27 protein-coding genes are annotated in these 26,227 nt (G+C 37.3%); 13 read left to right on the top strand and 14 right to left on the bottom strand.

What is annotated here, in order from left to right:
• Window positions 1–27: 27 nt before the first annotated feature.
• Window positions 28–2,727, top strand: coding sequence for an AsmA-like C-terminal region-containing protein (locus DKG77_RS14310; RefSeq protein ID WP_109664343.1), 2,700 nt, complete (start codon window positions 28–30; stop codon window positions 2,725–2,727).
• Window positions 2,728–2,784: 57 nt separating this feature from the next.
• Here the strand turns inward: DKG77_RS14310 and DKG77_RS14305 are convergent, their stop codons facing one another.
• The 3 genes from DKG77_RS14305 to DKG77_RS14295 are packed head-to-tail and all read right to left on the bottom strand — an operon-like array spanning window position 2,785 to window position 4,800.
• Window positions 2,785–3,060, bottom strand: coding sequence for a hypothetical protein (locus tag DKG77_RS14305; protein ID WP_109664340.1), 276 nt, complete (start codon window positions 3,058–3,060; stop codon window positions 2,785–2,787).
• Between the two features lie 3 nt (window positions 3,061–3,063).
• On the bottom strand, window positions 3,064–3,978 hold the full coding sequence (locus DKG77_RS14300) for a TolB family protein (RefSeq protein ID WP_133248461.1): 915 nt from the start codon (window positions 3,976–3,978) through the stop codon (window positions 3,064–3,066).
• Between the two features lie 27 nt (window positions 3,979–4,005).
• On the bottom strand, window positions 4,006–4,800 hold the full coding sequence (locus tag DKG77_RS14295; protein ID WP_109664335.1) for a DUF2797 domain-containing protein: 795 nt from the start codon (window positions 4,798–4,800) through the stop codon (window positions 4,006–4,008).
• A 100-nt stretch (window positions 4,801–4,900) separates the two neighbouring features.
• On the opposite strand from DKG77_RS14295, the gene DKG77_RS14290 reads away from it, so the two are divergent.
• Window positions 4,901–6,418 carry a GH3 auxin-responsive promoter family protein gene (locus tag DKG77_RS14290; protein WP_109664332.1) on the top strand — a complete coding sequence of 506 codons (1,518 nt, stop codon included), beginning with the start codon at window positions 4,901–4,903 and terminating at the stop codon, window positions 6,416–6,418.
• Between the two features lie 176 nt (window positions 6,419–6,594).
• Window positions 6,595–7,134, top strand: a complete 540-nt coding sequence (locus DKG77_RS14285; RefSeq protein ID WP_109664330.1) for a hypothetical protein — start codon at window positions 6,595–6,597, stop codon at window positions 7,132–7,134.
• Here the strand turns inward: DKG77_RS14285 and clpX are convergent.
• The 7 genes from clpX to DKG77_RS14250 all read right to left on the bottom strand — a co-directional run bounded on the left by clpX (window position 7,131) and on the right by DKG77_RS14250 (window position 14,303).
• On the bottom strand, window positions 7,131–8,366 hold the full coding sequence (gene clpX / locus DKG77_RS14280) for an ATP-dependent Clp protease ATP-binding subunit ClpX (RefSeq protein WP_109664327.1): 1,236 nt from the start codon (window positions 8,364–8,366) through the stop codon (window positions 7,131–7,133). The genes DKG77_RS14285 and clpX overlap by 4 nt on opposite strands.
• A 93-nt stretch (window positions 8,367–8,459) precedes the next feature.
• Window positions 8,460–9,140 carry an ATP-dependent Clp endopeptidase proteolytic subunit ClpP gene (gene clpP, locus DKG77_RS14275; protein WP_109664325.1) on the bottom strand — a complete coding sequence of 227 codons (681 nt, stop codon included), beginning with the start codon at window positions 9,138–9,140 and terminating at the stop codon, window positions 8,460–8,462.
• A gap of 90 nt (window positions 9,141–9,230) precedes the next feature.
• A complete protein-coding gene (tig, locus tag DKG77_RS14270; RefSeq protein ID WP_109664322.1) occupies window positions 9,231–10,553 on the bottom strand; it encodes a trigger factor in 1,323 nt (440 codons plus the stop codon).
• A gap of 95 nt (window positions 10,554–10,648) precedes the next feature.
• On the bottom strand, window positions 10,649–10,999 hold the full coding sequence (locus DKG77_RS14265; protein WP_109664320.1) for a phage holin family protein: 351 nt from the start codon (window positions 10,997–10,999) through the stop codon (window positions 10,649–10,651).
• Between the two features lie 75 nt (window positions 11,000–11,074).
• Window positions 11,075–12,682 carry an SGNH/GDSL hydrolase family protein gene (locus DKG77_RS14260; protein WP_109664317.1) on the bottom strand — a complete coding sequence of 536 codons (1,608 nt, stop codon included), beginning with the start codon at window positions 12,680–12,682 and terminating at the stop codon, window positions 11,075–11,077.
• Between the two features lie 134 nt (window positions 12,683–12,816).
• Window positions 12,817–13,587 carry an alpha/beta fold hydrolase gene (locus DKG77_RS14255; RefSeq protein ID WP_109664314.1) on the bottom strand — a complete coding sequence of 257 codons (771 nt, stop codon included), beginning with the start codon at window positions 13,585–13,587 and terminating at the stop codon, window positions 12,817–12,819.
• Window positions 13,587–14,303, bottom strand: coding sequence for a pyridoxine 5'-phosphate synthase (locus DKG77_RS14250; protein WP_109664311.1), 717 nt, complete (start codon window positions 14,301–14,303; stop codon window positions 13,587–13,589). Before DKG77_RS14250 ends, DKG77_RS14255 begins: the two co-directional genes overlap by 1 nt.
• 87 nt (window positions 14,304–14,390) lie before the next feature.
• On the opposite strand from DKG77_RS14250, the gene DKG77_RS14245 reads away from it, so the two are divergent.
• From DKG77_RS14245 to murI, 8 genes are all read left to right on the top strand, one after another.
• On the top strand, window positions 14,391–15,047 hold the full coding sequence (locus tag DKG77_RS14245; RefSeq protein ID WP_109664309.1) for a CBS domain-containing protein: 657 nt from the start codon (window positions 14,391–14,393) through the stop codon (window positions 15,045–15,047).
• Window position 15,048: 1 nt separating this feature from the next.
• On the top strand, window positions 15,049–15,930 hold the full coding sequence (locus DKG77_RS14240) for an NAD kinase (RefSeq protein WP_109664306.1): 882 nt from the start codon (window positions 15,049–15,051) through the stop codon (window positions 15,928–15,930).
• A gap of 111 nt (window positions 15,931–16,041) precedes the next feature.
• Window positions 16,042–16,725: a type IX secretion system protein PorG gene (gene porG, locus DKG77_RS14235; protein WP_109664305.1), complete on the top strand. Its 684-nt coding sequence runs from the start codon at window positions 16,042–16,044 to the stop codon at window positions 16,723–16,725.
• A 2-nt stretch (window positions 16,726–16,727) separates the two neighbouring features.
• Window positions 16,728–17,468, top strand: a complete 741-nt coding sequence (locus DKG77_RS14230; protein ID WP_109664302.1) for an isoprenyl transferase — start codon at window positions 16,728–16,730, stop codon at window positions 17,466–17,468.
• A complete protein-coding gene (locus DKG77_RS14225) occupies window positions 17,440–20,109 on the top strand; it encodes a BamA/OMP85 family outer membrane protein (protein ID WP_109664299.1) in 2,670 nt (889 codons plus the stop codon). The genes DKG77_RS14230 and DKG77_RS14225 overlap by 29 nt, the downstream gene beginning before the upstream one ends.
• A 99-nt stretch (window positions 20,110–20,208) precedes the next feature.
• The gene (locus tag DKG77_RS14220) at window positions 20,209–21,045 is read left to right on the top strand and encodes an OmpH/Skp family outer membrane protein (RefSeq protein WP_109664296.1); all 837 of its coding nucleotides are present in this window, start codon (window positions 20,209–20,211) and stop codon (window positions 21,043–21,045) included.
• 44 nt (window positions 21,046–21,089) lie between these two features.
• The gene (locus DKG77_RS14215) at window positions 21,090–21,599 is read left to right on the top strand and encodes an OmpH/Skp family outer membrane protein (RefSeq protein WP_109664294.1); all 510 of its coding nucleotides are present in this window, start codon (window positions 21,090–21,092) and stop codon (window positions 21,597–21,599) included.
• Between the two features lie 86 nt (window positions 21,600–21,685).
• A complete protein-coding gene (gene murI / locus DKG77_RS14210; protein ID WP_109664291.1) occupies window positions 21,686–22,465 on the top strand; it encodes a glutamate racemase in 780 nt (259 codons plus the stop codon).
• A gap of 3 nt (window positions 22,466–22,468) precedes the next feature.
• Here murI and DKG77_RS14205 read toward each other — a convergent pair whose 3' ends face one another.
• Together DKG77_RS14205 and DKG77_RS14200 are read right to left on the bottom strand one after the other, a co-directional pair.
• Complete coding sequence (locus DKG77_RS14205; RefSeq protein ID WP_109664288.1) at window positions 22,469–22,960, bottom strand: dihydrofolate reductase; 492 nt, start codon at window positions 22,958–22,960, stop codon at window positions 22,469–22,471.
• Window positions 22,957–23,346 (bottom strand): 2TM domain-containing protein, encoded by a 390-nt coding sequence (locus DKG77_RS14200; protein ID WP_109664285.1) that lies wholly within the window; start codon window positions 23,344–23,346, stop codon window positions 22,957–22,959. The genes DKG77_RS14205 and DKG77_RS14200 overlap by 4 nt, the downstream gene beginning before the upstream one ends.
• A 54-nt stretch (window positions 23,347–23,400) precedes the next feature.
• Between DKG77_RS14200 and DKG77_RS14195 the strand changes: the two genes are divergently transcribed.
• Together DKG77_RS14195 and DKG77_RS14190 are read left to right on the top strand one after the other, a co-directional pair.
• A complete protein-coding gene (locus DKG77_RS14195; protein WP_109664282.1) occupies window positions 23,401–24,480 on the top strand; it encodes an aminotransferase class V-fold PLP-dependent enzyme in 1,080 nt (359 codons plus the stop codon).
• 158 nt (window positions 24,481–24,638) lie between these two features.
• Complete coding sequence (locus DKG77_RS14190) at window positions 24,639–24,935, top strand: isoamylase early set domain-containing protein (RefSeq protein WP_109664430.1); 297 nt, start codon at window positions 24,639–24,641, stop codon at window positions 24,933–24,935.
• A 24-nt stretch (window positions 24,936–24,959) separates the two neighbouring features.
• On the opposite strand, the gene DKG77_RS14185 is transcribed toward DKG77_RS14190, so the two are convergent.
• Both DKG77_RS14185 and DKG77_RS14180 read right to left on the bottom strand, forming a co-directional pair.
• On the bottom strand, window positions 24,960–25,241 hold the full coding sequence (locus DKG77_RS14185) for a DUF427 domain-containing protein (RefSeq protein ID WP_109664280.1): 282 nt from the start codon (window positions 25,239–25,241) through the stop codon (window positions 24,960–24,962).
• Between the two features lie 3 nt (window positions 25,242–25,244).
• A complete protein-coding gene (locus DKG77_RS14180; protein WP_109664277.1) occupies window positions 25,245–26,213 on the bottom strand; it encodes an L-histidine N(alpha)-methyltransferase in 969 nt (322 codons plus the stop codon).
• Window positions 26,214–26,227 lie beyond the last annotated feature (14 nt).

Here is a 26,227-nt window from a genome sequence, read left to right as displayed (position 1 = left end):
CTTATTTTGCTATAAAATACCCAAATTATGAAACGAAAGTTCCTGAAAATTACTGGAATAACCCTACTTATTTTAGTTGCCCTTATTATTGCTATACCCTTGTTACTTGAAGGTAAAATAGCTGATATCATAAAAAATAAGGTCAACAACAGCATTAATGCAACACTGGATTTTGAAGAGGCCAGTCTCAGTTTGCTCAAAAGCTTTCCCAATGCAAATGTTGAATTAACCAATACTTCATTGGTAAACAAGGCTCCTTTTGAGGGAGATACTTTATTTGCTTCTGGACAGATTGAATTAAAAATGTCCATAAAAGAACTCTTTAAAACCGCTGAAGAACCTATTGCCATTAAAAGTTTAAAGCTTGATAAAGCAAAGCTTCATATTAAAGTGGACGAGGCGGAAAACGCCAATTATGATATAGCACAAGAAGATAATAGTAAGACCGAATCTTCAACAGAAGAATCCTCCAACAGCTTCACTTTAGCACTGGATTCTTATGAAATCACCAATACCGAAATCATTTATGATGATTTTGCCACTGGAATGCACTTGACGATTTCTGAAATGAACCACTCTGGAACAGGAGATCTTTCTTTGGAAAACTCTCAGCTAAAAACCCTTACCGATGCTTTGGTTTCTTTTGAAATGGACAGCATCAAGTATTTGAACAACAACAAACTATCTCTGGATGCTATTATTAGTATTGATTTAAAAAATAGCAAGTATTCCTTTTTGGAAAATAAGGCCTTGATCAACCAATTGCCTCTGGTTTTTGATGGATTTGTACAAGTGAATGAGGAAAATCAAGAAGTGGATGTAACCTTTGAGACGCCATCATCAGATTTCAAGAATTTTTTGGCGGTGATTCCAGAAGCCTATTCAAAGAATATAGAAGATGTCCAGACCACAGGAAATTTTGAGGTTAAAGGTCAATTTAAGGGTATTGTAGACGACACCCACATTCCTACCTTTAATATCAAAATAAACTCTGAAAACGCTTCGTTTAAGTACCCAGATTTACCAAAAGCTGTTCGTAATGTTTTTATTGATGCTGAAATCAACAATACTACGGGAATAACAGAAGACACCTATGTAGATATCAAAAAATTGTCATTTATCATTGATCAAGACAAATTCAACCTAAATTCTAGGATCAAAGATTTATTGGGCAATACCAAGGTAAATGCCCATATGGACGGAAAGATAAATCTGGCAAACATTTCTCAGGCCTATCCAGTGCCAGAGGATTACGACCTTAAGGGAATTTTAAATGCAGACGTGACCACTGCTTTTGATATGGCTTCGTTGGAAAAAAAGCGGTATCAAAATACGAAGACCAGCGGTACTATGGAGCTTACTGGTTTTGAATATGCATCTGAAGAATTAAAGAACCCGGTAGTTGTGGATATTGCCGCAGTAACATTTAATCCGCAAACGGTGATCTTAAATTCATTTGTGGGAAAAACTGGAAGTACGGATTTTAATACTACCGGTACACTGACCAATTTACTCGGATTTATGTTCAATGATGAGAACGTGGAAGGAAATTTCAAGCTTACCTCAAATACATTTGCTTTAAATGATTTTATGGTCGAAGAGGATAGTGCAGACCATGAAAACCGAACAGATGAGACTACTCCTTCAAGTGTAGAGGATAAAATCAAGATTCCATCATTTTTAGATTGTACCGTTGACGTTACGGCGAATACAGTGTTGTATGATAACCTTAGCTTAAGAAATGTTCAAGGCACTTTGATTATTAGAGATGAAACCGCAACGGTCAAAGGTTTAAGGTCGGACCTGTTTGGAGGCACCCTGGATGTTGCTGGCTCTGTTTCCACTAAAGAGGATACCTCTACTTTTGATATGGATTTGGGAATGAACAATTTTAATATTGGTGAATCTTTCCAATCATTGGAGTTGTTCAAAGTATTGGCACCGTTGGCAAGCGCACTTCAAGGAAAGCTAAACTCTGAAGTAAAGATTTCTGGAAACCTAAAAGAAGATTTTACACCGAATTTGGCAACAGTATCAGGAGACTTGCTAGCAGAATTACTTTCTACCAAAGTAGATTCTAAACAAGCACCTTTACTGTCGGCCTTAGATAATAAACTAAGTTTTCTAAATACTAAAGATTTAGATTTAAGTGATTTAAAAACAGCTCTGACTTTTAACAATGGCTCGGTAAAAGTGAAGCCGTTTACCATAAACTATAAGGATATAGCTGTGAATGTGGATGGTAGCCATACATTTGAAAAGCAATTGCAATATAAGGCTACCTTGGATGTTCCTGCCAAATATTTAGGAAGTGATGTAAACAATCTTATTGCCCAAATGGATGATTCTAGTTTGGAAGATCTGACCATTCCAGTGGTGGCGAACATAGGAGGCAACTATGCCAACCCAACCGTAAGCACTGATTTAAGTTCTGGAGTCTCTAAATTGACCAAGCAATTGGTGGATATTCAAAAACAAAAGCTTTTGAATCAAGGGAAGGATACGGCAAAGGACCTGCTCGCCGATGTGTTTAAGAACAATGAAAAGGATTCTGCACAAACGCAGTCATCTGGCGTAAAAGAAGCTTTGGGTTCTCTATTGGGAGGTGCAAAGAAAGACAGCACTAAAGTTGATTCTTCAGCGACAAAGGAAGACCCGGTAAAAAATACCGCAAAATCTATTTTGGGAGGGCTGTTGGGCAAAAAGAAGAAGGACACGGTGAATTAGTCTAGAATAATCAACATCAATTTGTTGCCATGGCGTTCTGCTAAATACCGGAAAGCACTATTTGTTGCGGGATAAGTTAATGGAGTCAATCAATATTATAATTAAGAAAAGGAGCAATAGCAGCCCTGCAATGGGCAATGTAATTATTGTCAACCATGAAAATGTCAACCACTCACAACCTCCACCATGACAAGGTTGACCTGTTTTCAGTTTAAAAACCCAAGCTCCAAATATTCCAATAAGTGTAGGTGAAAATCCAACGAATACAATTATGGACAACCATATTGGGAGTCTGGTCAAGTAATGCCTTTTGTTTTTGATGATAAGTCCCATACATTAATGGTTTAAAGCTCTTTTTTGATATTTTTCAAGAATAGGAACAAAATCTGTAACGTAAATATTGGTATTCGTACTTTTTAAACTATCACTACTTGTAAAATATAACATCTTCAAATCATCTGTCAGAAATGGACAAAGGTCACTTCCGGAAGTATTCAATTCTGTAATGTTTTGTGGAATGCTCCAGGTATTATTCCTTTTAAAACTGATATAAAGATCGCCATAAGATGAAACGTTCTCTTTTCTTTGTGACGCCTCAAAAATGAGTATGTTACCATTGGAATTAATTTCCAGATTCCATTCTCCTGTTGTTGAATTGATGACATTTCCCATATTTATGGGAGCATTTAATTGTCCCTTACCATTGTTCTGGGCTACATATAAATCACCCTGGCCATATCCACCAGATCTATTTGAGGCAAAGTATAAATTACCGCGAATGTCAACTCGAGGGCTGTACTCGCTTTTTTCCGAATTAATTGGATTGGGCATGCGCTCTGGCTCTGTCCAGCTATTGTCTGATGTTCTTTTAACTGTCCAAATGTCCGATGAAATTGTGTTCTCTAAAGAAGGCCTTTTTGAAATAAAATAGATGGTCTTGCCATCGTCTGTGATGTACGGGTCACTATCGTCATAGGTTCCGGAAAAGGATGCAATTTGAGGCGGGGACCATTTTTCTCCATCAAAAAATGAATGATGGATACTACTTTTCATATCTCCTTTGCCCCATTCTTGCATGCTACGTGCAAAGTACACTTCGGTGTGGTCCAGGGTAAAAGTTGCACCGTATTCAACGTATTTAGTTGCAATGTTACCTGGTTCAAAAAGAATTTTGTTCGTTTTTGTTTTTTCTTGGGCCCAAACCAAGGAACTTATGAAAAGGCAAATAAAAAGAGTGGTATTTGTTTTCACAGTTTCATTTAGTTTTTCACATTGTATTCAGCTAATTCCGATTCCAACATAATATCCCTCATTCCCGCGGATGTTGAAAACGGTACTGTCTTCAAAAATGAGGTATTGCCCTTTTATTCCTTTAAGCACACCTTTATAGCTTGGGGTCTTGTCCAGATTCAAACTTTTCACTTTTTCTGGGTATTGCAGTACTGGAAAATCTAAATGAGTTTCGGAGTTTTTACCCAAAAAATATTCAGAGGCTTCCTCTGGAACGCTTGCTTGTAACTTGTTGCGCCATTCAACCAAATCCACATCTTCAATGCGGTTAGTCAGCATTTTTTGCCAACTGGTCTTGTCGCTTACATGATTTTTTAAGGCAACTTCTGTAATTCCAGCCAAATACCTATTGGGAACTTCAACAATTTCTATGGCCTCATGTGCACCTTGATCGATCCAACGGGTGGGTACTTGGGTTTTGCGGGTAACTCCAACTTTAACATTACTGGAATTGGCCAAGTAAACAATATGTGGCTGAAGTTGCACCTTTTTTTCATATTCCAAATCACGATCTTCCTTATCCAAATGTGCCGTGCTCAATTCTGGTTTCATGATCCAGTCTCCTGCCAAAGGTGTTTCATAGAAGCAGGATTTGCAGAATCCCATACGGTAAATGGGTCTTTCCTCTCCGCAATTGAGACATTGGAATTTGATAAAATCAATTTGTATTTCCTTGTTCAATAATTGATTCATGTTTAGAAAATCGTTTTCAAAGACCAAAAAGTATTGAATTGGATTTCCTATCTCGGTTTGCATTTTGCGCAGAACTCCTTCGTAAAGCATGGTGGAATAGATATGTTTTTAAGCTGATTTGAAAATGAAAGTTAGATAGCCTATTTTAGCTAATACACCTAACAATATTCTAGGTTAAAGATACCTAAAAATGCCAATACCATTATTTAATTCCATTGCTTCTTGGCTACTTAAGAAGCGCTACCACCAAATAGAACTTTTTTTAAAGTACCCTTTGGATGTGCAGGATGAGGTACTTAGGCATTTGGTGGACTATTCTAAAGATACCATGATAGGAAAACAATATGGGTTTTTGGATATTAACAAGTACGAAGATTTTGCCAATAGGGTACCCATAGTGAGTTATGAGGAAGTGGCCGGAATGATCGAACGAACACGCAAGGGCGAGCAAAACCTGTTTTGGCCAACTACCATAAAATGGTTTGCCAAAAGTAGCGGAACCACTAATGCCAAGAGTAAATTTATTCCTGTAAGCGCGGAAGCCTTAGAGGATTGCCATTACAAATCCAGTAAAGATTTGCTTTGCTTGTATCTGAATAATAATGAGAACTCCCAACTGTTTAATGGCAAAAGTCTTAGGTTAGGAGGCAGTAAGGAACTCTATGAGGACAATGGAACCTTTTTTGGAGACCTTTCTGCTATTTTGATTGATAATATGCCTTTGTGGGCAGAATATAGCAGTACACCTAGCAGCAAGGTGTCTTTAATGAGCGAATGGGAATCCAAACTGGAAGCCATTATTGAAGAAAGTATCCGAGAGAATGTCACCAGCTTGGCAGGAGTTCCCTCATGGATGCTTGTCTTGTTGAATGAAGTTTTAGAAAAGACAGGAAAGAACCACTTATTTGAAATCTGGGAAAATTTGGAAGTTTACTTTCATGGAGGTGTAAGTTTTGCGCCCTATAAGGATCAGTACAAGAAATTATTGCCTAGAAAGAATTTCAACTACTATGAAACCTATAATGCTTCCGAAGGTTTTTTTGGCATCCAAGACCGTAATGATTCTGATGATTTATTATTGATGTTGGACTATGGTATTTTTTATGAGTTCATTCCTATGGATTCCTACGGAAATGAGGAGAAAGCCATTCCTCTTTGGGATGTTAAGATAGGTGTAAACTATGCCGTGGTAATCACTACAAATGGCGGCCTATGGAGATACAAGATTGGAGATACGGTCAGGTTTACTTCTGTAAACCCCTATAGAATAAGAATTACAGGTAGGACCAAGCACCATATAAATGCTTTTGGGGAAGAACTTATTATTGAAAATGCGGAAGAAGCTTTAAGGCAAATATGCCAAAAGACAGATTCTGAAATTATGGATTACACAGCGGCGCCCATTTTTATGAGTGGAAATGAAAAAGGGGCTCATGAATGGATCATTGAATTTAGAAAACCACCAAAAGATGTTGATTATTTTACCGAATTTTTAGATAATGCTCTAAAGTCCCTTAATTCAGATTATGAGGCAAAACGATACAATAATATTACCCTAAAAATGCCCAAAGTACATATTGCAAGGCCTAATTTGTTTCATGATTGGCTTAAATCAAAAAATAAACTGGGGGGGCAGCATAAAATTCCAAGGCTATCCAATGAGAGGGCATACATTGAAGAACTGCTCCAGATGAACATAAAAACCTAAGGGATCAAAGAAAGGATTTACGAAAACGTTTTCGTAAATCTTCACCGTTCATCGAACAAATTTTTATTTTGGACAAATAAATATGGATTTTACTCGTTAAAGATTGAAGTTTGAATCAGAAATTTTTGAGTTCCCCAGATCTTAATATAAACTGATTACCAAACAAATAATAAGTTATGGCAGAAAAATTAGTTGTCTTATCAGACATGTGGGGCGTAAAAAAAGGCCTTTGGATTACCTCTTACTTTGGATACTTGCAACAATACTATGACATTGTTTTTTACGATTGTCAGCAGTTGGGTAATATAGATGTTCCAGTTACCACAGAAGAAAATATTCATAATGCATTTGTTAGTGGAGGCATTGATACCGCTGTTGCCCATTTACTTAAAAAAGAAACGGAAGCCAGCCACTATTTGGCTTTTAGCACAGGTGGTACCATAGCTTGGAAGGCGGCTTTAAAAGGATTGCCTATTAAATCGTTAACAGCAATATCTCCCACTAGAATTAGATTGGAAGATGAAAAACCAGATACCTCTTTGAATTTAATCTTTGGAGAACGCGATGAGTTTAAACCTGATTCTACTTGGGAAAAGGAAGTTGGAGCGGATTTAGACGTGATACCAAATTTTGGTCATCAATTATACTCTGATGAAAAAATAATCTCCCAAGTTTGTTTGCACCTTCTAGAAAAAGTAACAAAAAAAGCAGTCTAGGAGACTGCTTTTAGCTTTTTAATTGTTTCGTGAGATAGCTTTTCCTCAGCATATGCCTTTGTTACCTTAAACTCTTTTTCTTCACTGCTGGGCAGTGAAAACATGGCATCAGTAAAAACAGCTTCACACAAAGAACGAAGTCCTCTGGCTCCCAATTTATACTCTACTGCTTTTTCTACAATGTAGTTTAAAGCTTGTTCTGTTATGGTAAAGGTAATTCCGTCCATTCCAAACAGCTTTTCATATTGTTTTATGATAGCATTTTTAGGTTCGGTAAGAATAGCACGTAATGTTTTCATGTCCAAAGGATTCATATGAGTTAGGACGGGAAGCCTTCCAATTATTTCAGGAATAAGTCCAAAATCTTTTAAATCTTTTGGGACAATGTATTGAAGGATATTCTCATTGTCCAATCTGTCTTCTGCTTTTGAAGCACTATAACCAACAGCCTGCATGTTCAATCTCTTGGTGATGATACGTTCAATACCATCAAAGGCACCTCCTGCCACAAAAAGAATATTTTCTGTATTAACCTCTATAAATTTTTGATCTGGGTGCTTACGTCCTCCTTTTGGTGGCACATTAACAACCGTACCTTCGAGAAGCTTTAAAAGTCCCTGTTGTACACCTTCTCCAGAAACATCTCTTGTAATTGATGGATTATCACTCTTACGGGCAATTTTATCAATTTCATCAATAAAGACAATACCTCTTTCTGCCTTTTCTAAATTGTAATCGGCAGCTTGTAACAATCGTGTTAAGATACTTTCTACATCTTCCCCAACATATCCTGCTTCCGTAAGCACAGTGGCATCAACAATTGCTAAAGGGACATTGAGCATTCTTGCTATGGTTTTGGCAATCAAGGTTTTACCTGTTCCAGTTTGCCCAACCATAACTATGTTACTCTTTTGTATTTCTACATCATCCTCTTTGCTTTTTGCTTGCAAGAGTCTTTTGTAGTGATTGTAAACTGCGACAGACATTACCTTTTTGGTACGTTCCTGTCCTATTACAAAAGTGTTCAAGAAATCCCTGATTTCCATTGGTTTCTTTAAAACCAACTCAGATGAAAGATCTTGATTTTTAGATTGTTTAGACTCCTCAGCAACTATACTATGGGCCTGTTCTATACATCTATCGCATATGTGAGCATCAAGACCGGCTATTAAAAGATTGGTCTCTGGCTTCTTTCTTCCACAAAATGAACATTCCAAGTTTTCCTTTGCCATATATAATCAACATATAAAGTTGAACCACTAATAACGTAAAAAAACACGATTTGGTTTGCGCCAAACCATTGTTTTTAAACTCTTGGTTCGGTTTTAGGGCTTTTCCCTTACCAAAATTTCATCGATCATACCATATTTCTTGGCTTCTTCAGCCTTCATCCAGTAGTCTCTGTCACTGTCTTCATAGACTTTGTCAAAGGTTTGCCCTGAATGGTTGGATATGATCTGATACAATTCATCTTTTATCTTAAGTACCTCTTTCGCAGCAATTTCTATATCGCTGGCTTGACCTTGAGCTCCAGACAAAGGTTGATGGATCATAACTCTAGAGTGAGTTAACCCACTTCTTTTTCCATCTTGCCCTGCACAAAGAAGCACAGCTGCCATAGAAGCTGCTATACCCGTACAAATAGTTGCTACATCTGGCTTGATGAATTGCATGGTGTCATAAATTCCCAATCCGGCATAAACACTTCCTCCAGGAGAATTGATATAAATTTGGATGTCCTTTACAGCATCTGCACTTTCTAAAAAGAGTAATTGTGCCTGCACTATATTGGCCACTTGATCATTGATGCCTGTTCCTAAAAATATAATACGATCCATCATCAACCTAGAAAAAACATCCATTGCAATAGCGTTTAGCTGTCTTTCCTCAATGATATTTGGTGTCATGTTCATGGGGTACATACTGCTCATTATTTGATCGTAGTACATACTGTTTATTCCATGGTGCTTGGTGGCGTATTTTTTGAATTCTGTTCCGTAATCCATAGGATTTTCTTCGATTTTGCTTAAAAAAAAGGTGCCGAAAATTAAGCTTTTCGGCACCGTAAAGATACTTAAATTTCTTTTAGCTTAAGATTAGCTATAGGCCTCTTTAACAAAGTCGTCATAGGTGACCTCTTTTACTTTTAGGTTTGCCTTTTCCTTGAATAAATCCAATAACTTCTGGCTCATAAGCTGCTCAGAAAGCCTTTTTACTTCGTCTTGGTTGCTCATTACACGCATGGCAATGTTTTCCAATTCTTCTTCTTTAGGGTCTAAATGGCCATATTGAGCCATTTGAGATTTGATAAAACCTTTTGAGAATTCCTTCAATTCGTCCATTTGAACTTGAAGATTGTTTTCTTGGATTATCTTGCCTTCGATTAGTTGATAGCGAAGTCCTTTTTCTGATTTGTCGAATTCTTCCTTGGCTTCATCATCAGATAGTGGGTTTTCACCACTTACTTGAATCCATTTTCTAAGAAATTCAGCTGGCAGATCAAATTTGGTGTTCTCTATTAGTTTTTCAGTAACATCGTTCAACAACTTCTGATCGGATTGTTGTTCAAACTGCTTCTCAGAATCTTCTTTGATTTTCTCTTTTAATTCTTTTTCAGACTTTACATTGTCCTTTCCAAATAACTTATCAAACAATTCTTGGTCAAGCGTGGCAGGTTCACGTTCATTTATTTCCTCAATGTTCAAGGAGACCTCTATATTTAATTTTTCTGCTTTTTCCCTGTCTATGCCAAGAGCGCTTGAAAGTAAGTAATCTTCTTTAAAAAGGCCTTTTGTCTTAAGTGAGACAGTCTCTCCAACTTTTTTGCCCACAAGAGCATCAATAGCCTTTTTACTTTTAATTTTATCTAGTTCAACAGTGGACTTGTGTTCTATTTCCTCAGTCTCATTTATGAAGGTGCCCGTTACTTCATCCGATTTTCCGATTTCTGTTTTAGAAACTAGTTTTCCGTATTGTTTTTGAATACGATCCACTTGCTCCTCGATCATCTTTTTATCTGCAACAATTTTGTATTGGATAACTGCCTTTTTAGTCTTTATCTGGACATCAAAACTGGGAGCTAAACCTAGTTCAAATTCAAAATCAAGATTGTCATTGTCCCAATCAAAATTATCTTGTTGCTTTGGCAAAGGGTTGCCCAAAACATCCAGTTTTTCTTCAGTTAGGTACTTGTTTAGGTTATCTTGGAGTAATTTGTTTACCTCATCAACCAAAACGGCTTTACCATACTGCTTTTTAATAAGGCCCATGGGAACTTGGCCCTTACGAAAACCAGGAATATTGGCCTGCTTTCTATAATCCCTAAGGATTTTCTCTACATTATCTTGATAATCATCTTTACTTATGGCAACTTTTACAACCGCATTAAGCTCGTCAATCTGCTCTTTAGTGATATTCATCTGCTACTTAATTTTCCTATTCAAAAATGGGTGGCAAAAGTAATGCATTTTCTGCATGACAACAACTTTTTTAAAGTGTTGATTGCCAAACATTATCATTTCTTTTTGTCCTCTTTAATGATTGAATGTAAAATAGACTGCAAAAATGAAAGTAATAGACTGAAAATGATGGCCCACCAAATGCTGGAAACTTGAAACCCTGAAATGAAATCAGCGGCGATCAGAATAATAATTGCGTTGATGACCAGTAAGAACAGGCCTAGTGTTACTATGGTTATGGGTAAGGTTAGAATAACCAGTATTGGCTTTACAATAAAGTTAAGGACGCTTAGTACCAAGGCAACAATAATTGCTGTGGTCATAGAGTCTACCCCTACACCGGGTAGAACGTAAGAAAGTATAATTACGGCAATTGCATTTAAGAGCAGTTTTAAGAGCAGTTTCATATGAGCTTGTTTATCTTAATAAAAAAAAGGCACTGTTTATTAACAGTGCCTTTAATATAATGAATTTGAGTGTAGTTAATCAATATAAAGTCCAGTAAAATCTAACGGATTTACACCTGGGAAGTTAGAACCATATTTTTCATTTATAGCTTCAAGAAAGGCATTGGCCAAAATTGCATACCCTCTTGGTGCAGGATGCACACCATCTAATGAGAAACCACCACCAGTACCAAAGGTAGAGGTTACCACACTGCCATCTGGTAATGGAAAACCTGTAGCTTTTAACTCGGCCAACAATGCGTTGGCGTCAACAAAAGCCAAATCATATTGTGTGGCTAAAGCTGAAATAGTTTGGTTGTATGCTGTTAAGGCATCAGCAACTGCAGTTTGTTCTTCTGGAGTTAAGACCCATTGGTCTTCCAAAGGAAAAGTGACACCGTTTACAGCTAACTGACCTGCGGTTTCAGGAGGTAGTCCTAAGCCTTGTAGCATGGCAAAGGCTTCTTCATTTAATTGGGCAATTGCAGTTTGGCTGGTGAGAACCAAAAGGTCATCTTCATTTGCCTGACGAGCTTGGCCATATAGCAAACCTGTTACCCCTGCTGTGGCGGCATCAACACCATTCATCATTAACGCTCCAGTTATTTGGGCTGATAAATCTGGTAAATCCTCGTCCTTAATAATCACCGCACTGGCTGCAGATTCGGAAAAAATAAATTGTCTTTCTGGGACCATCAAAGCTTGAAAAACCAAGTTTAATCCAGCAAATTGAGCATTTAAAACTGGAATTTGAGGTCCAAAGGCTGGGTTTTCAGGGCTTAAGGGTGCAAATGGTACCGTAGTAAAAAATGGAATATCGGTAACACTTGGAATGTTGGCAATCACCCCTTTTGCACCACCAGCTGTGAGTGCTTGTAACATGCCATCCAATGCTCCGGCCAAAACCAATGGATTTGTAATATCGTTTCTTGCATAGGTTGCTGGACTGACCATAGGATCTAACTGATTTGTTCCAGACCCACCACTTGTTGCGTATAACAGAATGTCATTAGATCCTGCCCACAATGAAAAGAAAGATGGTGCTTGGGCGGCAGCGTCTCCAATTACAGAAGCATCTTCTGCAGAAGAGAAACGAACAAAATAAGGATTGGCCGCTCCTACCGCTAAGCCTGCTAGGCTGCCATATCCTGGAGCTAAAAGCTCGTAACTTTTTGCCCCTGGAACTCCCATATTGTTGAAAGGTCCTGTTAGTTTAGTTGTGATTTCGGTTGTGCCAACGCCCTCTTTTGGGGTTGGTGCGGGTCCATCTGCAGTAAATTGAAGAATCAATCTGTTGCCAATGTCTGGTGAACCGTCCATATTGGCATCTGTCTGTCCGTTTATTGTAGCACCTCCTAAATCATCTGCCATAAATGGAATTGAAAAATCTCCACCACCTGCTAGTGCAAAATTTGAAGCCAACATATTTGGAAAAGAAGCTGCCTGCCCAGAACTAAAGAGGGCATTGTCAGAGAATCCGGCTGTAAGCGAATTTCCTACCGCTACGTATTTTGTGAAATCAGCTGATCCTGGGGTGATAACTATCGGGTCTGGATCTGGTGTTGTTGGCAGTGGGGTATCATCATCTGAACATGCTATCAAGAATAAGCCTAAGAAGGGGAGCAGGGCATAAAACTTTTTCATCTTTAAAATCTGTTAGAGTTAGTTATAGGTTAAATTTTAGTTAAACCTGTATAAACCAAAACTATGTCAAATTTGTTATACAGACAATTAATTAGGCAAAAAAATTATGCATGCATAATAAAAAGCACTGAATTTTATGAATTTAGAAAGTGGAGCGTCTTTTCAAGAAACTGTTTTGGGTTCTCTGCATGGAGCCAATGACCGGCGTTTTCAACAGTTTCAATATCAGCATTTGGGAAATGTCTTTTTATTTCCGGAAAGTCATTGGGCATAATGTACTCAGACCTATCGCCGCGAAGGAATAGCGTAGGGCCGTCATAATTTGCCGTAGCGCTTATATTTTCTCCAATTTCATCCATTTTGTTTTTTAGGACTTCATAGTTGAAACGCAAGCCCAATTTCCCCTGCTCCACCCAATGGAGGTTTTTTAAAAGAAATTGACGTATTCCAAAATCAGTCAGATAATTGGAAAGCTCCTGATCTGCTTCTTTTCTGCTTGATATTTTTGAAAAATCCAGTTTTCCTAAAGCATCAATAATAGGTTGATGATGCGGGGGGTAGTATTTTGGTGAAATATCTGCAACGATCAATTTGGTTACAAGTTTTGGATTTGAGGTGGCCAGTTGCATAACTGTTTTGCCCCCCATGGAGTGGCCAATGAAATTGGCAAAGTCAATTTTATGGGAGTCCATATAATATAAAACATCCTCGCTCATCAATTCATAGTCAAAATCAACTGAGTGAAAACTTTTCCCATGATTGCGTTGATCCACCAAATGCACTTGATATCCATTTTCAGCAAATTGATTCCCTAGGGTCTTCCAATTGTCAGACATTCCTAAAAATCCATGAAGAATCAACAGTGGCGTTCCTTCGCCCAAAATTTTTGAGTGTAGTAGTTCCATTATTTTAATCTATGCAGGTACATATTGATTACATTTTCCAATCCCAAATAGAGCGATTCGCAAATAAGCGCATGCCCAATGGAAACTTCCAATAGGTTAGGAATGTTTTCCTTGAAAAATTTGATGTTGTCCAAACTTAAATCATGACCGGCATTGATGCCCAAATTCATTTTATTGGCCATTTTGGCAGCATCAATAAAAGATTGAATGCTTTCTGTTTTTTTTCCTTCCAAAAACCCTTTTGCAAAACTCTCCGTGTATAGTTCTATTCTATCCGTTCCAGTTTGGGCGGCCCCTTTGACCATCTCCACATCTGCATCTACAAAGATGGAGGTTCGGATTCCGCTAGCTTGAAAGGTCTTGATTACATCTCTCAAAAAATCTTTATGTTTTAAAGTGTCCCAACCTGCATTGGAAGTAATTGCATCTTCGGCATCTGGCACTAAGGTGACCTGTGTTGGTTTAATATTGAGAACCATCTCCACGAATTTTGGAATTGGATTACCTTCTATATTGTACTCTGTGGTGACAACATCTTTGAGGTCATAAGCATCTTTATAACGAATATGTCGCTCATCTGGTCTTGGGTGAACCGTTATGCCCTGTGCACCAAAAGACTCAATATCCTTGGCAGATTTAATTAAATTGGGCATGTTTCCACCCCTTGAGTTTCTTAATGTTGCCAGTTTATTGATGTTGACACTTAATTTTGTCATAAGATTGTATTTTTTGAATGCCAAAAATAAGAATTAGGCACGCCTTTTGCGATTTAAAATTAGTATTTTGCGCCTAATAGAAATGTAATGCAAATCCAAAATCAAATAATTACCACTGTGCCCGTTTTTGAGGTCTCTGAGACCTTAAAGGAGGTAATTCGGTTTTTTGAGGAAACAACTTTTTCACACGTTGCGGTTACTGAAAATGGAATTTACATTGGTTTGTTGTCCGAAAACGATCTGGCATGTTTTGAGCCGGATAAAAAAATAGAAGATTTTAGGTTTGAACTGGAAACTTTTTCAGTTACAAAAGATACTGCTTGGTTGGATGTATTGGAGATGTGTTCAAGAAACGAAGCGAACGTACTTCCGGTCTTAGATGAAAATCAAGTGATAATCGGTTATTACGATTTAGAAGATATCGTGGCCTTTTTTATAGATACGCCTTTTTTTAGGGAACCTGGTGGAATTCTTGTTGTTGCAAGGGGGATAAAAGACTATTCTTTTAGTGAAATAGCCCAAATAGTTGAAAGTAACAATGCCCGTTTATTAGGTGCATTTATTACAGATTCCCAAAATGACGTAGTACAGATAACATTGAAAGTTGGTACTTTAAACCTTAATGAGGTGGCGCAGACTTTTAGAAGGTACAACTACTCCATAGTTTATGGAAATAGTGATGACCAGTTTTTGGAAGATTTAAAGCAACGGTCAGATTATTTAGAAAAATACCTTAACGTTTAAGATGAAAGTCGCTGTTTTTGGTCAAGCTTTTCAGGAGCAGGATAAGACCTATGTCATGGAGCTTTTGGAGGAACTCCAAAAGATAAAAGCTTCTGTTTACGTGGTAGAAGAGTTTATTGAGCTTTTTTCCGAGTTTGGTTTAGATTTAGAGTACGGAGTGTTTTCCCAGACCTCTGGCTTAGACAGTTCTTTTGATATGTTCATAAGCTTTGGAGGTGACGGTACCATGCTTAGGGCAGTAACCTATGTCAAAGACCTTGGAATTCCCTTAGTGGGGGTTAATACGGGTAGATTGGGTTTTTTATCTACGTTTAAAAAAGAGGACGTTCGGAAAATTGTGACTGAATTTGTAGAAGGACATTATAAGATAGAGGAGAGAAGTTTGGTGGAGGTTGGTTTAAATTCCGATTTGGACGAATTTGGAGATATTAATTTTGCACTGAATGAGATAACTGTTAGTAGAAAGGATACCACTTCTATGATAACAGTAGAAACCTATTTGAACAATGAGTATTTAACTTCTTACTGGGCAGATGGGTTGATTGTTTCAACACCAACAGGCTCGACCGGATATTCATTAAGCTGTGGAGGTCCGGTAATAGCTCCTACAGCTAAATCATTGGTGCTAACTCCAATAGCTCCTCATAATCTCAATGCACGTCCATTGGTAATCTCAGATGACACTTTTATTAGGTTAAAGGTATCGGGGAGGGAAGAAAACCATTTGGTTTCCTTGGATTCTAGGATAGCAAGTATTCCCAATGGAAAGGAAATCGTCATTAAAAAATCTGATTTTACAATCAAAATGATAGAATATCACTCGGAAAGCTTTTTAAAAACGCTTCGCAATAAATTACTTTGGGGGCAAGATAAACGTAATTGAACCTATCAAAAACAATAAAAGAAGCTAAAAACTGTTTAACAAAAGAGAACATTTATAACAGTATACCTATTGACCTTCCTTTACCTCTAACATGTATAACTTTTGGATAGTATGCGAATAGTTTTGGCTATTTTTTTGTGCTTTATGGTTAAGGTAAGTGCCCAGACCTATGAAATTGGCCTTTTTGCTGGCGGAGCAAATGTAATTGGCGATGTTGGCAGAACAAATTATATACTTCCATCTGGGCCAGCGTTTGGAGGTGTCTTTAAGTGGAATAAGAGTAAGAGATATGCCTGGCGCGCAAGTGTGCTATACGGCAGTTTTACCGCAGATGACTCAAAATCCAGTAAATCTTCAAGAGAACAACGTGGATATGTCATTGATAATTCTGTTTTGGAGGCCTCTGCAGGTATTGAATTTAACTTTGTTGAATACAATCTTCACAAGCTCGGACCGGCCTTTACCCCTTATCTTTATACAGGTCTTACCTACTTTAGGTACGATTTTAATTATTTTGATGCCCTTCAAGTGCAGGATATTAACCAAAAAGAAGGTAGTTTTGCAATTCCTATGACGGTAGGGGCAAAGTATCGATTAAATCAATTTTTGATTCTTGGTGCTGAAATTGGAGCGAGGTATACGTTTACAGACAATTTGGATGGAAGCAATCCTGAAGGTTCTAATTTTGAGCAATTTAGATTTGGAAATATTTTAAGCGATGACTGGTACGTCTTTTCAGGTTTTACATTAACGTATACCTTTGGACGTAAGCCTTGCCAGGATTGTTTTGAATAGAAATGTACACTTTAGAGGACGTAAACACAGATAAGCTTCCAAAACATGTTGCCATTATCATGGATGGTAATGGTAGGTGGGCCAAACAACGGGGTAAACTCAGGATTTTTGGTCACGAGAACGGAGTGGAGGCAGTGAGGCAAACTGTTGAGAACTGTGCAAGACTTCAAATTCAATTTTTAACCCTTTACGCATTTTCCACTGAAAATTGGAACCGCCCTAAACTTGAGGTGGAAACCTTGATGAAGCTTTTGGTCGCTTCTCTGCGCAAAGAACTGAAAACACTCAACAAAAATAATATTAGGCTAAATGCAATCGGAAATATAGATTCTTTGCCCTCAAAAGCCCAAAAGCAACTTGCAGAAGTTATTTCAAAAACATCTGACAATACTGGCATGATGCTCACTTTGGCGCTTAGCTATGGCTCAAGAGAAGAAATAAAAACAGCCGTAAAAGAGATTAGCATCAAAGTTAAAAATAATATAATTTCACCCGAAAATATTGACGAAACCGTTATAAATACTCATCTTTACTCGCATTTTTTACCAGATGTAGACTTACTTATACGTACCAGTGGGGAACGTAGAATAAGTAATTTTTTACTTTGGCAAATTGCATACGCTGAATTATATTTTATTGATGTATTTTGGCCTGATTTTAGTGAGCATCATTTGGTAGAAGCAATATTAAGTTACCAAAATAGAGAACGACGATTTGGAAAAACTAGCGAACAACTCAATTAAGGACATAAAAAATTCCACCCGACTATACTTAAAACTACTCCTTCTACTACTCTTTACCAACCAAGGCTTTTCTCAGGAAACTTCCTTTGAAGATGGTAAGAGTTATATTTTAGGTGGACTTACCGTTACTGGCCTGCAAAGCTATAATGAGCAAACGGTGAAGACCTATACCGGTCTAAGAGTTGGGCAGGCGATTACCATTCCTGGAGATGAGATTAGTGCTGTTATTAAAAAGCTATGGAGTCTAGAGCTGTTCAGCAATGTTGAAATCTACTATACAAAAATAGAAGGCGACAAAATATTCCTGGAGTTGAACATTTTGGAACGCCCAACACTTTCAAACGTAACGGTATATGGCGTAAAAAAGCGAAAGGTAGAGGATATCATAAATGACACTGACCTTAAAAAGGGTAAAAAAATCACTGAGAGTTTAATTGCTAATACCAAAAACTATCTTCAGAATAAGTATAAAAAGCAAGGTTTTTTAAATGCTAAAGTAAATATTGCTACTGCTGCGGATACTTCTGGAACCAATACCCAGAGCATGGTCATCAATGTAAAAAAGGGTGATAAAGTAAAAATTAGGAAGATAATATTCGAAGGCAATGAAAAACTTACAGACAAAAGACTTGGAAAGTCATTAAAGAAAACCAAGAAGAAAAAGTTTTATCGTTTCTGGAAAAAATCAAAATATATAGAGGCCGATTACAAAGAAGACCTTTCTAGCCTTGTAGATGCTTATGCAGAAAGAGGATATAGAGATGCAAGAATTTTATCCGACACTTTTGTAAAAGTTGATGAAAACAACATCGATTTAAAAATAAGTGTTGAGGAAGGGGACAAATACTATTTTGGAGACATCAATTTTGTAGGTAATTCTGTTTACACGGACAGACAGTTGAGTCAAGTTCTGGGTATTCGTAAGGGGGCTACATATAATGGTGTACTACTTAAAAAACGAATAGCGGATGATTCCAAACCGGATGGTGAAGATTTGACCAATCTCTATCAAAACAATGGATACTTGTTTTCAAGTATTAACCCAGTTGAAGTGTCGGCAATAAACGATACCATCAATTTTGAGATACGTATTATAGAAGGTAAAGAAACCTTTCTGGATCATGTTAGGGTAATAGGGAATGATAAGACCAATGATCATGTAATTTTCAGGGAGTTACGTACTAGACCAGGTCAAAAATATAGTAAGGATAACATTGTTCGTAGTATTAGAGAGCTTGGGCAATTAGGGTTTTTTGATGCGGAGCAAATTGTACCAGATATTCAAAACCCTGACCCTAACGCAGGTACTGTTGATATACAATATAGTTTAGTGGAATCCGGTTCTAGCCAAATTGAATTACAAGGTGGCTTCGGTGGAGGAGGATTTATTGGAACCCTGGGTCTGTCTTTCAGTAACTTTTCACTAAGAAACATTTTTAAGGGTGAGGCCTATAAACCCGTTCCAATGGGAGATGGTCAAACATTCGCACTCCGTTTACAAGCCAGTAGAACGTTCCGTGTGTATAGTTTAAATTTTGCGGAGCCTTGGTTGGGGGGTAAAAAACCGGTAAGGTTTAACCTATCCTTGTCAAGAACTCAGCAGTTTGCCACCAATTTTAACAATCAAGGTAGGTTGGATGTTGATAGGGATAGAGGGTTCTCAATAACAGGAATCTCTGCTGGGCTTGCAAAAAGAGTGCAGTGGCCAGATGATTTCTTTACAATCTCTCATTCTTTGAGCTATCAGTTATATGATTTCAATGATTTCAATAATGGACTTTTCAATTTTGGTAATGGTAGTTCCAACTCTTTGAGCTATACTTTTGGAATATCAAGAAGTTCACAAGGACCAAGTAGAATATTCCCGTTGACAGGATCAAATTTTGAACTGACAGCAAAGTTTACCCCGCCGTACTCCCTTTTTAGCGGAAAGAACTTTAAGGAGATAAGGAACAATATAAGTGAGACTACAGAAAGACTTTTTGAAATTGGCCCTAATCCAGCCAACATAGAAGAACAGTTGGAATTTTCTGAGCTAAGCGATGAATTGGAAAGACTGGAGGAAGAACGCTTTAAACTATTGGAATTCTACAAAATAAAATTTAAGGGAGACTGGTATACAAGGTTAGTGGACAAGCTGGTCTTGCGCTCCAATGCAGAGTTTGGTTTTTTAGGTAGTTATAACAATGATATTGGAGCTGTTCCTTTTGAGCGTTTCTTTGTTGGTGGAGATGGTCTAGGAAACTTTACTTTGGATGGAAGAGATGTCGTTCAATTAAGAGGGTACGAAAACAGTTCGTTGACCCCTTTTAGTACCAATCCGGTGACGGGAAACCAAGAAAGGGATGGGGGAACAATTTATAATAAGTTCTCTCTAGAACTGCGTTATCCGCTTACCTTAAAACCTTCAGCATCCATTTATGCACTTTCCTTTTTGGAAGCAGGAAACGCGTTTAACAATTTTAATGAGTATAATCCGTTTGAATTAAAAAGATCTGCCGGAGTGGGGCTACGTATTTTTATGCCGGCATTCGGTCTCTTGGGTATTGACTTTGGTTATGGATTTGATACAGATGCAAATCCTTCATCAGTTGGTCCAAGTGGCTGGCAAACGCACTTCATTATCGGGCAACAGTTTTAACCAGAAGAAAAATACTGTTTTTATAATTTCTAAATGGCTCATTTTAAATTATTTAGTTATTTTGGCACGATATTTTCTTAGTAAAAAGCGGAATCAAAAATGAATACCAAGGTTTTTTTGTCATTAGTTGTTTTGATGTCTTCCTTTTATGGCTTCTCGCAAAGAGGTGTACGAATTGGATATGTGGATATGGAATATATCCTTGAAAATGTGGAAGAATATAGAGATGCAACAGAACAATTAAATGCCAAGGCCCAAAAGTGGAAACAAGAAATTGAACTTAAACAAAGTGTTGTTGAGCAGATAAAAAAGGATTTAATGGCGGAGAAAGTGCTTTTAACAGATGAGTTGATTGCTGAACGCGAAGAAGAAATCCAGATTTTGGAGAAGGAGATGTTAGATTATCAACAAAATCGTTTTGGCCCACAAGGAGATTTAGTGTTGCAGAAACAACTTTTGATTCAGCCCATACAGGACCAAGTTTTTAACGAAGTCCAAAAAATTGGAGGAAATAAAAGATACGATTTTATTTTTGATAAATCGGCAGATGTTGTAATGTTGTACTCCGAAAAAAGGCACGATATCAGTGACTTGGTTTTAAGGGAGATAGCTCGGACTAGAAAGGTGAGTAAATCCAATAAAAAGCAACAACAAAAAAACCGCTTGGACAAGTTTAAAGAAGAAGAGGTTGAAGCTGATAAAGAAGTAAGTGAAGCATTAAAAGAAAGGCAGGCAAAAGCTGAAAATGCTAGAGATGCCAAGACTAAAGAAGCTGAAGATAGAAGAGCAGAGCAATTAAGGCTCAGAGAAGAACGGAAAAAAGCTTACGAGGAACGAAGAAAGAAACTATTGGAAGAGCGTGAGGCCAAAAGAAAAGGCAAGTTGGAAGAACGGAAAAAAGCGCAAGAACAACAAAAGGATTCAATACAACAATAAATATTGAAACACTAAAATTAACATTCAAATAGTAACTTAGAATCATGAAAAATGTAAAGAAGATTGCTGTAGCCTTAGTTTTATTTGTAGCGGCTACTGGTTTTGTAAATGCGCAGAGCAAAATTGCCCACATCAACGTGCAGCAATTATTGTCTGAAATGCCGGAGATGAAATCCGCACAAGCAGAACTTAAAAAATTACAGGAAACGTATAGAGCGGATATAGAAAGTTCCATGACTGAACTTAAAAATAAGTATACCCAGTACTCTAACGAGGCTACTTCAAAATCTGAAGAAGAAAATCAAAAAAGAGCAGTTGAACTGCAAGGTTTTGAGAAAAATATTCAAGAAGCCGAACAAGCAGCCGTTCAAGAAATGCAAAAGAAACAACAAGAATTGTTTGCTCCTATCTCTGACAAAGCTAAAACAGCTATTGAAAAAGTGGCAGCTGCACAAGGTTTTGATTATGTAGTGGACGCTAGCCCAGGACTTAGTCTTATTGTGGCCAAAGGCAAAGACCTATTACCTTCGGTAAAACAAGAATTAGGGTTCTAACATTTCTACTCTAACAATATTACAACCGCTTTCTCCACAAGATAAAGCGGTTTTTTATTTTCTATTTATAGTATCTATTTTTGAGCATGCAACAACCCATTGGGATTTTTGATTCAGGTGTTGGCGGAACATCCATTTGGAAGGAAATACAAAAGTTACTTCCCAATGAAAATACCATTTACCTTGCGGATAGCAAGAATGCCCCATACGGTGCTAAAACCAAAAAGGAGATTCTAGAGCTTAGTGTAAAAAACACAGAGTTATTACTTCAAGAAAATTGCAAGTTAATTGTAGTTGCCTGTAACACTGCTACCACAAACGCTATTGATTATTTGCGTGCTACTTATGAAGTTCCGTTTATAGGAATTGAACCCGCCATAAAACCAGCTGCCCTAAAAACAAAAACAAAGAAAGTAGGTATTCTTGCAACCAAAGGAACTCTTTCTAGCAGTTTGTTCCATAGCACCTCAAAAATATTTGCGGAAGGTATCACGGTGTTAGAGCAAGAAGGAACTGGTTTGGTGGAGTTGATTGAGGCTAACAAGGTCAATTCAAAAACAACAACAGAGCTTTTAAAGCAATATATAAACCCAATGTTGGAGCAAGATATAGATTGCCTTGTTTTGGGGTGTACGCACTATCCTTATCTTATTCCTGCGCTCAGGGGTCTTCTTCCACAAAAGGTGACAATTATAGATTCTGGAGAGGCTGTGGCCAAGCAGACAAATGCAATATTGATTAAAAACCAGCTCTTGGCAAAAAAAAGAGATAATACCAAGCACATATTTTTGTCCAACTCAAATACAGAAGTTCTTAAAAGCATGGTAGAAGGTGCAAATGTTGAGGTGACCTATCTAAACTTTTAATATTCATTTTCTACGATAGGTAAGATAGGAGAAATCATGTAGGTGTTTTTCGTCTTTTGGATGATGTTCTTCATAGACCAGTTCCCAATCGTCTGCGTCAATGGCTGGAAAAAAAGTATCTGCCTCAAAAGAACTATGAATTCTGGTCAGCTCAATATCAGTGGCAAACTCCATAGCTTGTTTATAAATTTCCCCACCACCAATAATAAACGCAGACTCTTCACCAGTTATTAGTTCCAAAGCATTTTCTATTGAATGTGTTATGGTGCAGGGAAATTTGGGAATATAATTTTTATCCCGTGTAACCACAATATGTTCCCTGTTTGGAAGAGCCTTTGGAAAACTTTCCAAGGTTTTACGGCCCATAATTATTTTATGCCCGGTAGTCAAGGTTTTAAACCGCTTAAAATCATCCGGTAGATGCCAAGGAAGATCGTTGTTTATGCCAAGAGCGTTGTTCTCTCCAGCTGCTGCAATAATAATCAATCGCCTCACAGGTCTTTTTTTTTATTTATTTTGGAAAGTGGAAAATCCGTGTCAATCTCTTTTTGAATTTCTGCAATACGTTTCTTTTGTTTGCTCACCAACTTTTCTCTCTGCTGTCGCTCCCAATTTTGTCCCATAAACTTGTGGGTTACAAAAACATTGAATGCATGTATTATAAATAAAAATGCCCATAAAAGAATCGCCCAAACAAACCAATCATAGGCTTCTCCATACTTTAGGATCTTATTGATCAAAACAAGAAAGACACTGCCTATTAGAAAGACTACAAAATGAGAAAACAGCCTTTTTTTTTGACGGATTCTCTTTTGGGCATTTTCCAAAAGCTCGTGTTGCTCTATATTAACAGGATTTTGTTCCTTCTTTTTTGATAACATTGAATGGCTATCTTTATGAGCAAATATAATTGAAATACGCACAAAATATTATCAATGCAAAACTTAAGAAAAAAATTCCCTGTTTTAAAGCAGTGCATATATGCCAATACCGCAGCAACAGGTCTGCTATATGAAGATTTACTTGAATGGAGACAAGAACATGATCTGGATTACCTGATAGGGGGCAGCGAGATGAAAATGAAGAGTTTTGAGAATATGTCAAATGTAAGGGATGAAGTTGGTAGGTTTTTCAATTGTAAAGCCAAAAACGTTGCATTGATACCTAACTTTACTTTGGGTCTAAATATGCTATTGGAAGGACTGTCAAAGAAGCAAAATGTACTCCTTTTAAAGGATGATTACCCATCATTGAATTGGCCTTTTGAGACTAGGGATTTTAACAGGGAATATGTTGAAATTGATGAAAAACTAGAAGAAAAAATCTACAAAAGGGTACAAAAGGGAAATATTGATGTTTTAGCGCTAAGCGTGGTACAATGGGTAGACGGTATCAAAATAGATTTAGAATTTCTAAAGAAACTCAAAAACGAGTTTAAAGACCTTTTGATAATTGCGGACGGAACTCAATTCTGCGGTACTCAAGAATTTAATTTCGAGGACTCTGGAATTGATATTTTGGGAGCAAGCGCATATAAGTGGTTACTGTCCGGTTATGGTAACGGGTTTGTATTGGTTAAAGAAGAAGTAAAAGAACGTTTTGATCTTAAATTCATTGGTAACGGCTCTGTGGATAGGATAATTGATAAAAGAAACGATATCCCCTTCTGTAAATACTTAGAGCCCGGACATTTAGATTCGTTTAACTTTGGTAGTCTGCAGTTTTCACTGAATTTTATAGAGAACATTGGCATGAACCATATTTCAGACCAAATGGAAAAATTATCATCCAAGGCCAAAACAGAATTTTTAGCATTGGATCTTTTGGAGGAAAAAGTGGCGCACAGAAATCTTCACAGCACCATATTTAACATAAAGGGGGATAAACAGCTTTTTAAACAGCTTGAGCAACAAAATGTTGTTTGTGCGCTTCGTGGTAGCGGTATTCGTCTAAGTTTTCACTTCTATAATACGGAAAATGAGATTGATGCAATTGTAGATATGCTCAAATCCTAAGTGATAAATATCATTTTTTTTGAAAAATCAAACCCTAATTTTGTAAAAGTAACCCTATTGTTAGGCGCATTTTATCAATATGATAAATCGAACTTAACTTATTGTGAGTAAGCCGTTTTATGTATTGTTTTGCGTTTGATTTTAAAAAGAAAAATACCATGGCAATAAAAAAACAATACCTTAAAAGCAAGCCAGTTTGTAAAGTTACATTCACTGTGCCTGCAGAAGAAGCAAAGAAAGTGGCAGTAGTTGGAGATTTCAACAATTGGAACCCAAAAGGAAGCACTTTAAGAAAGTTAAAAAATGGAACTTTTAAAGGAACGTTCGAACTTCCTAAAGAGAATACATATGAGTTTAGATACTTGGTAGACGGATCATATGTTAATGATACAGAAGCAGACCGTTTTCAATGGAACGATTATGCTGGAGCGGAAAATGCCGTTCTAGAGATATAGAGGCTTAAAAGTCGCCATTGAAGTTTATGCTTCAATGGTGACTCCTTTCCAAAAAGCAACCTTCCCCTTAATGGATTTTGCTAACTCGCTTGTTTCTGGGTAGTACCAAGCTGCATCCGCATTTTGTTTTCCATCAACCTCTATTGAGTAATACGAGGCAACTCCTTTCCATGGGCAAGTTGTATGCGTATCACTAGGTTTAAAAAACTCTTTTTTTATACTTTCCTCTGGAAAATAATGATTGTTTTCTATAACTACGGTATCGTTACTTTCTGCGATTACAGTGTTGTTCCAAATTGCTTTCATAAATTATTTTTTAAAAACATAATTCTTATACTGTTGTTCGGCATCTGTGTATTCTGTTACTATTTTTAAGTCAGCTTTTTCTGCTAACCATTCCACAATGGCGTCATCGTATTTTTGAGAAATTTCTGTATGAATGGTTTCCCATGCTTTAAGACGTATTTCCAACTCCAAACTTTCAATGCAAACGCTTTGTTCTTCTTTTGATACCAAATAACTCTTGGCCGTTCCTGTTTCTGGGTCGTATGCTTCCCAATGTAAAAATTTTTCCAGATTAAAGTTCCCGCCCATTTCTTTGTTGATACGGGCTAGAATATTTTTGTTGAAGGCCTCGGTAATCCCTGTTTTGTCATTGTAGGCGTCCAATATGGTCTGTGGATTTTTTTTCTGGTCAAACCCCATAAAGATTAAATCCTCCTCATTTACAGAATCTCTCATGTTCTTTAAGAACTCTATTGCTTGGGGATGCAACAGATTGCCAATATTGGAACCAAGAAATAGGATGACTTTTTTTCTGCCGTTAGCATTGCCAATATCCCTTAAAGTGTCAAAATAGGTGCCTTGCAAGGTGTTTATTTCAACATTTGGAATTTCCTTGCCCAGAGATTCTTCCAACTGATCAAGCGCATTCTGGCTAATGTCAATAGGCCTATAATCAAAAGAGATGTTGTTTTGCGTAAAATGGCGAAGTAAAATCTTTGTCTTTTTTCCATCTCCTGCGCCTAATTCAAAAAGACTGAAGGGTGCACCGCCTTTTCCAAAAAGTTCAGCGATTTCGGATTTATTCTCCTCAAGAATGTTAAACTCACAATCCGTTAGGTAGTACTCTGGCATTGCCATGATGTCCTGAAATAGTTTATCGCCTACTTCATCATAAAAATATTTGGAAGATAAATGTTTGGGATATGTTGTTAATCCTTCATAGACCTCTTGCTCAAAAGTTGAGGTGAAGGTTGTTACTTCGTTGTTTTGCATGGTAGATATGTCGT

Origin of the sequence: Flagellimonas aquimarina (genome assembly GCF_003149745.1) — a bacterium.
Classification (GTDB): domain Bacteria; phylum Bacteroidota; class Bacteroidia; order Flavobacteriales; family Flavobacteriaceae; genus Flagellimonas; species Flagellimonas aquimarina.
Note: the sequence above shows the minus strand (reverse complement) of the source record. Positions and strands in the feature narration are given on the sequence as shown.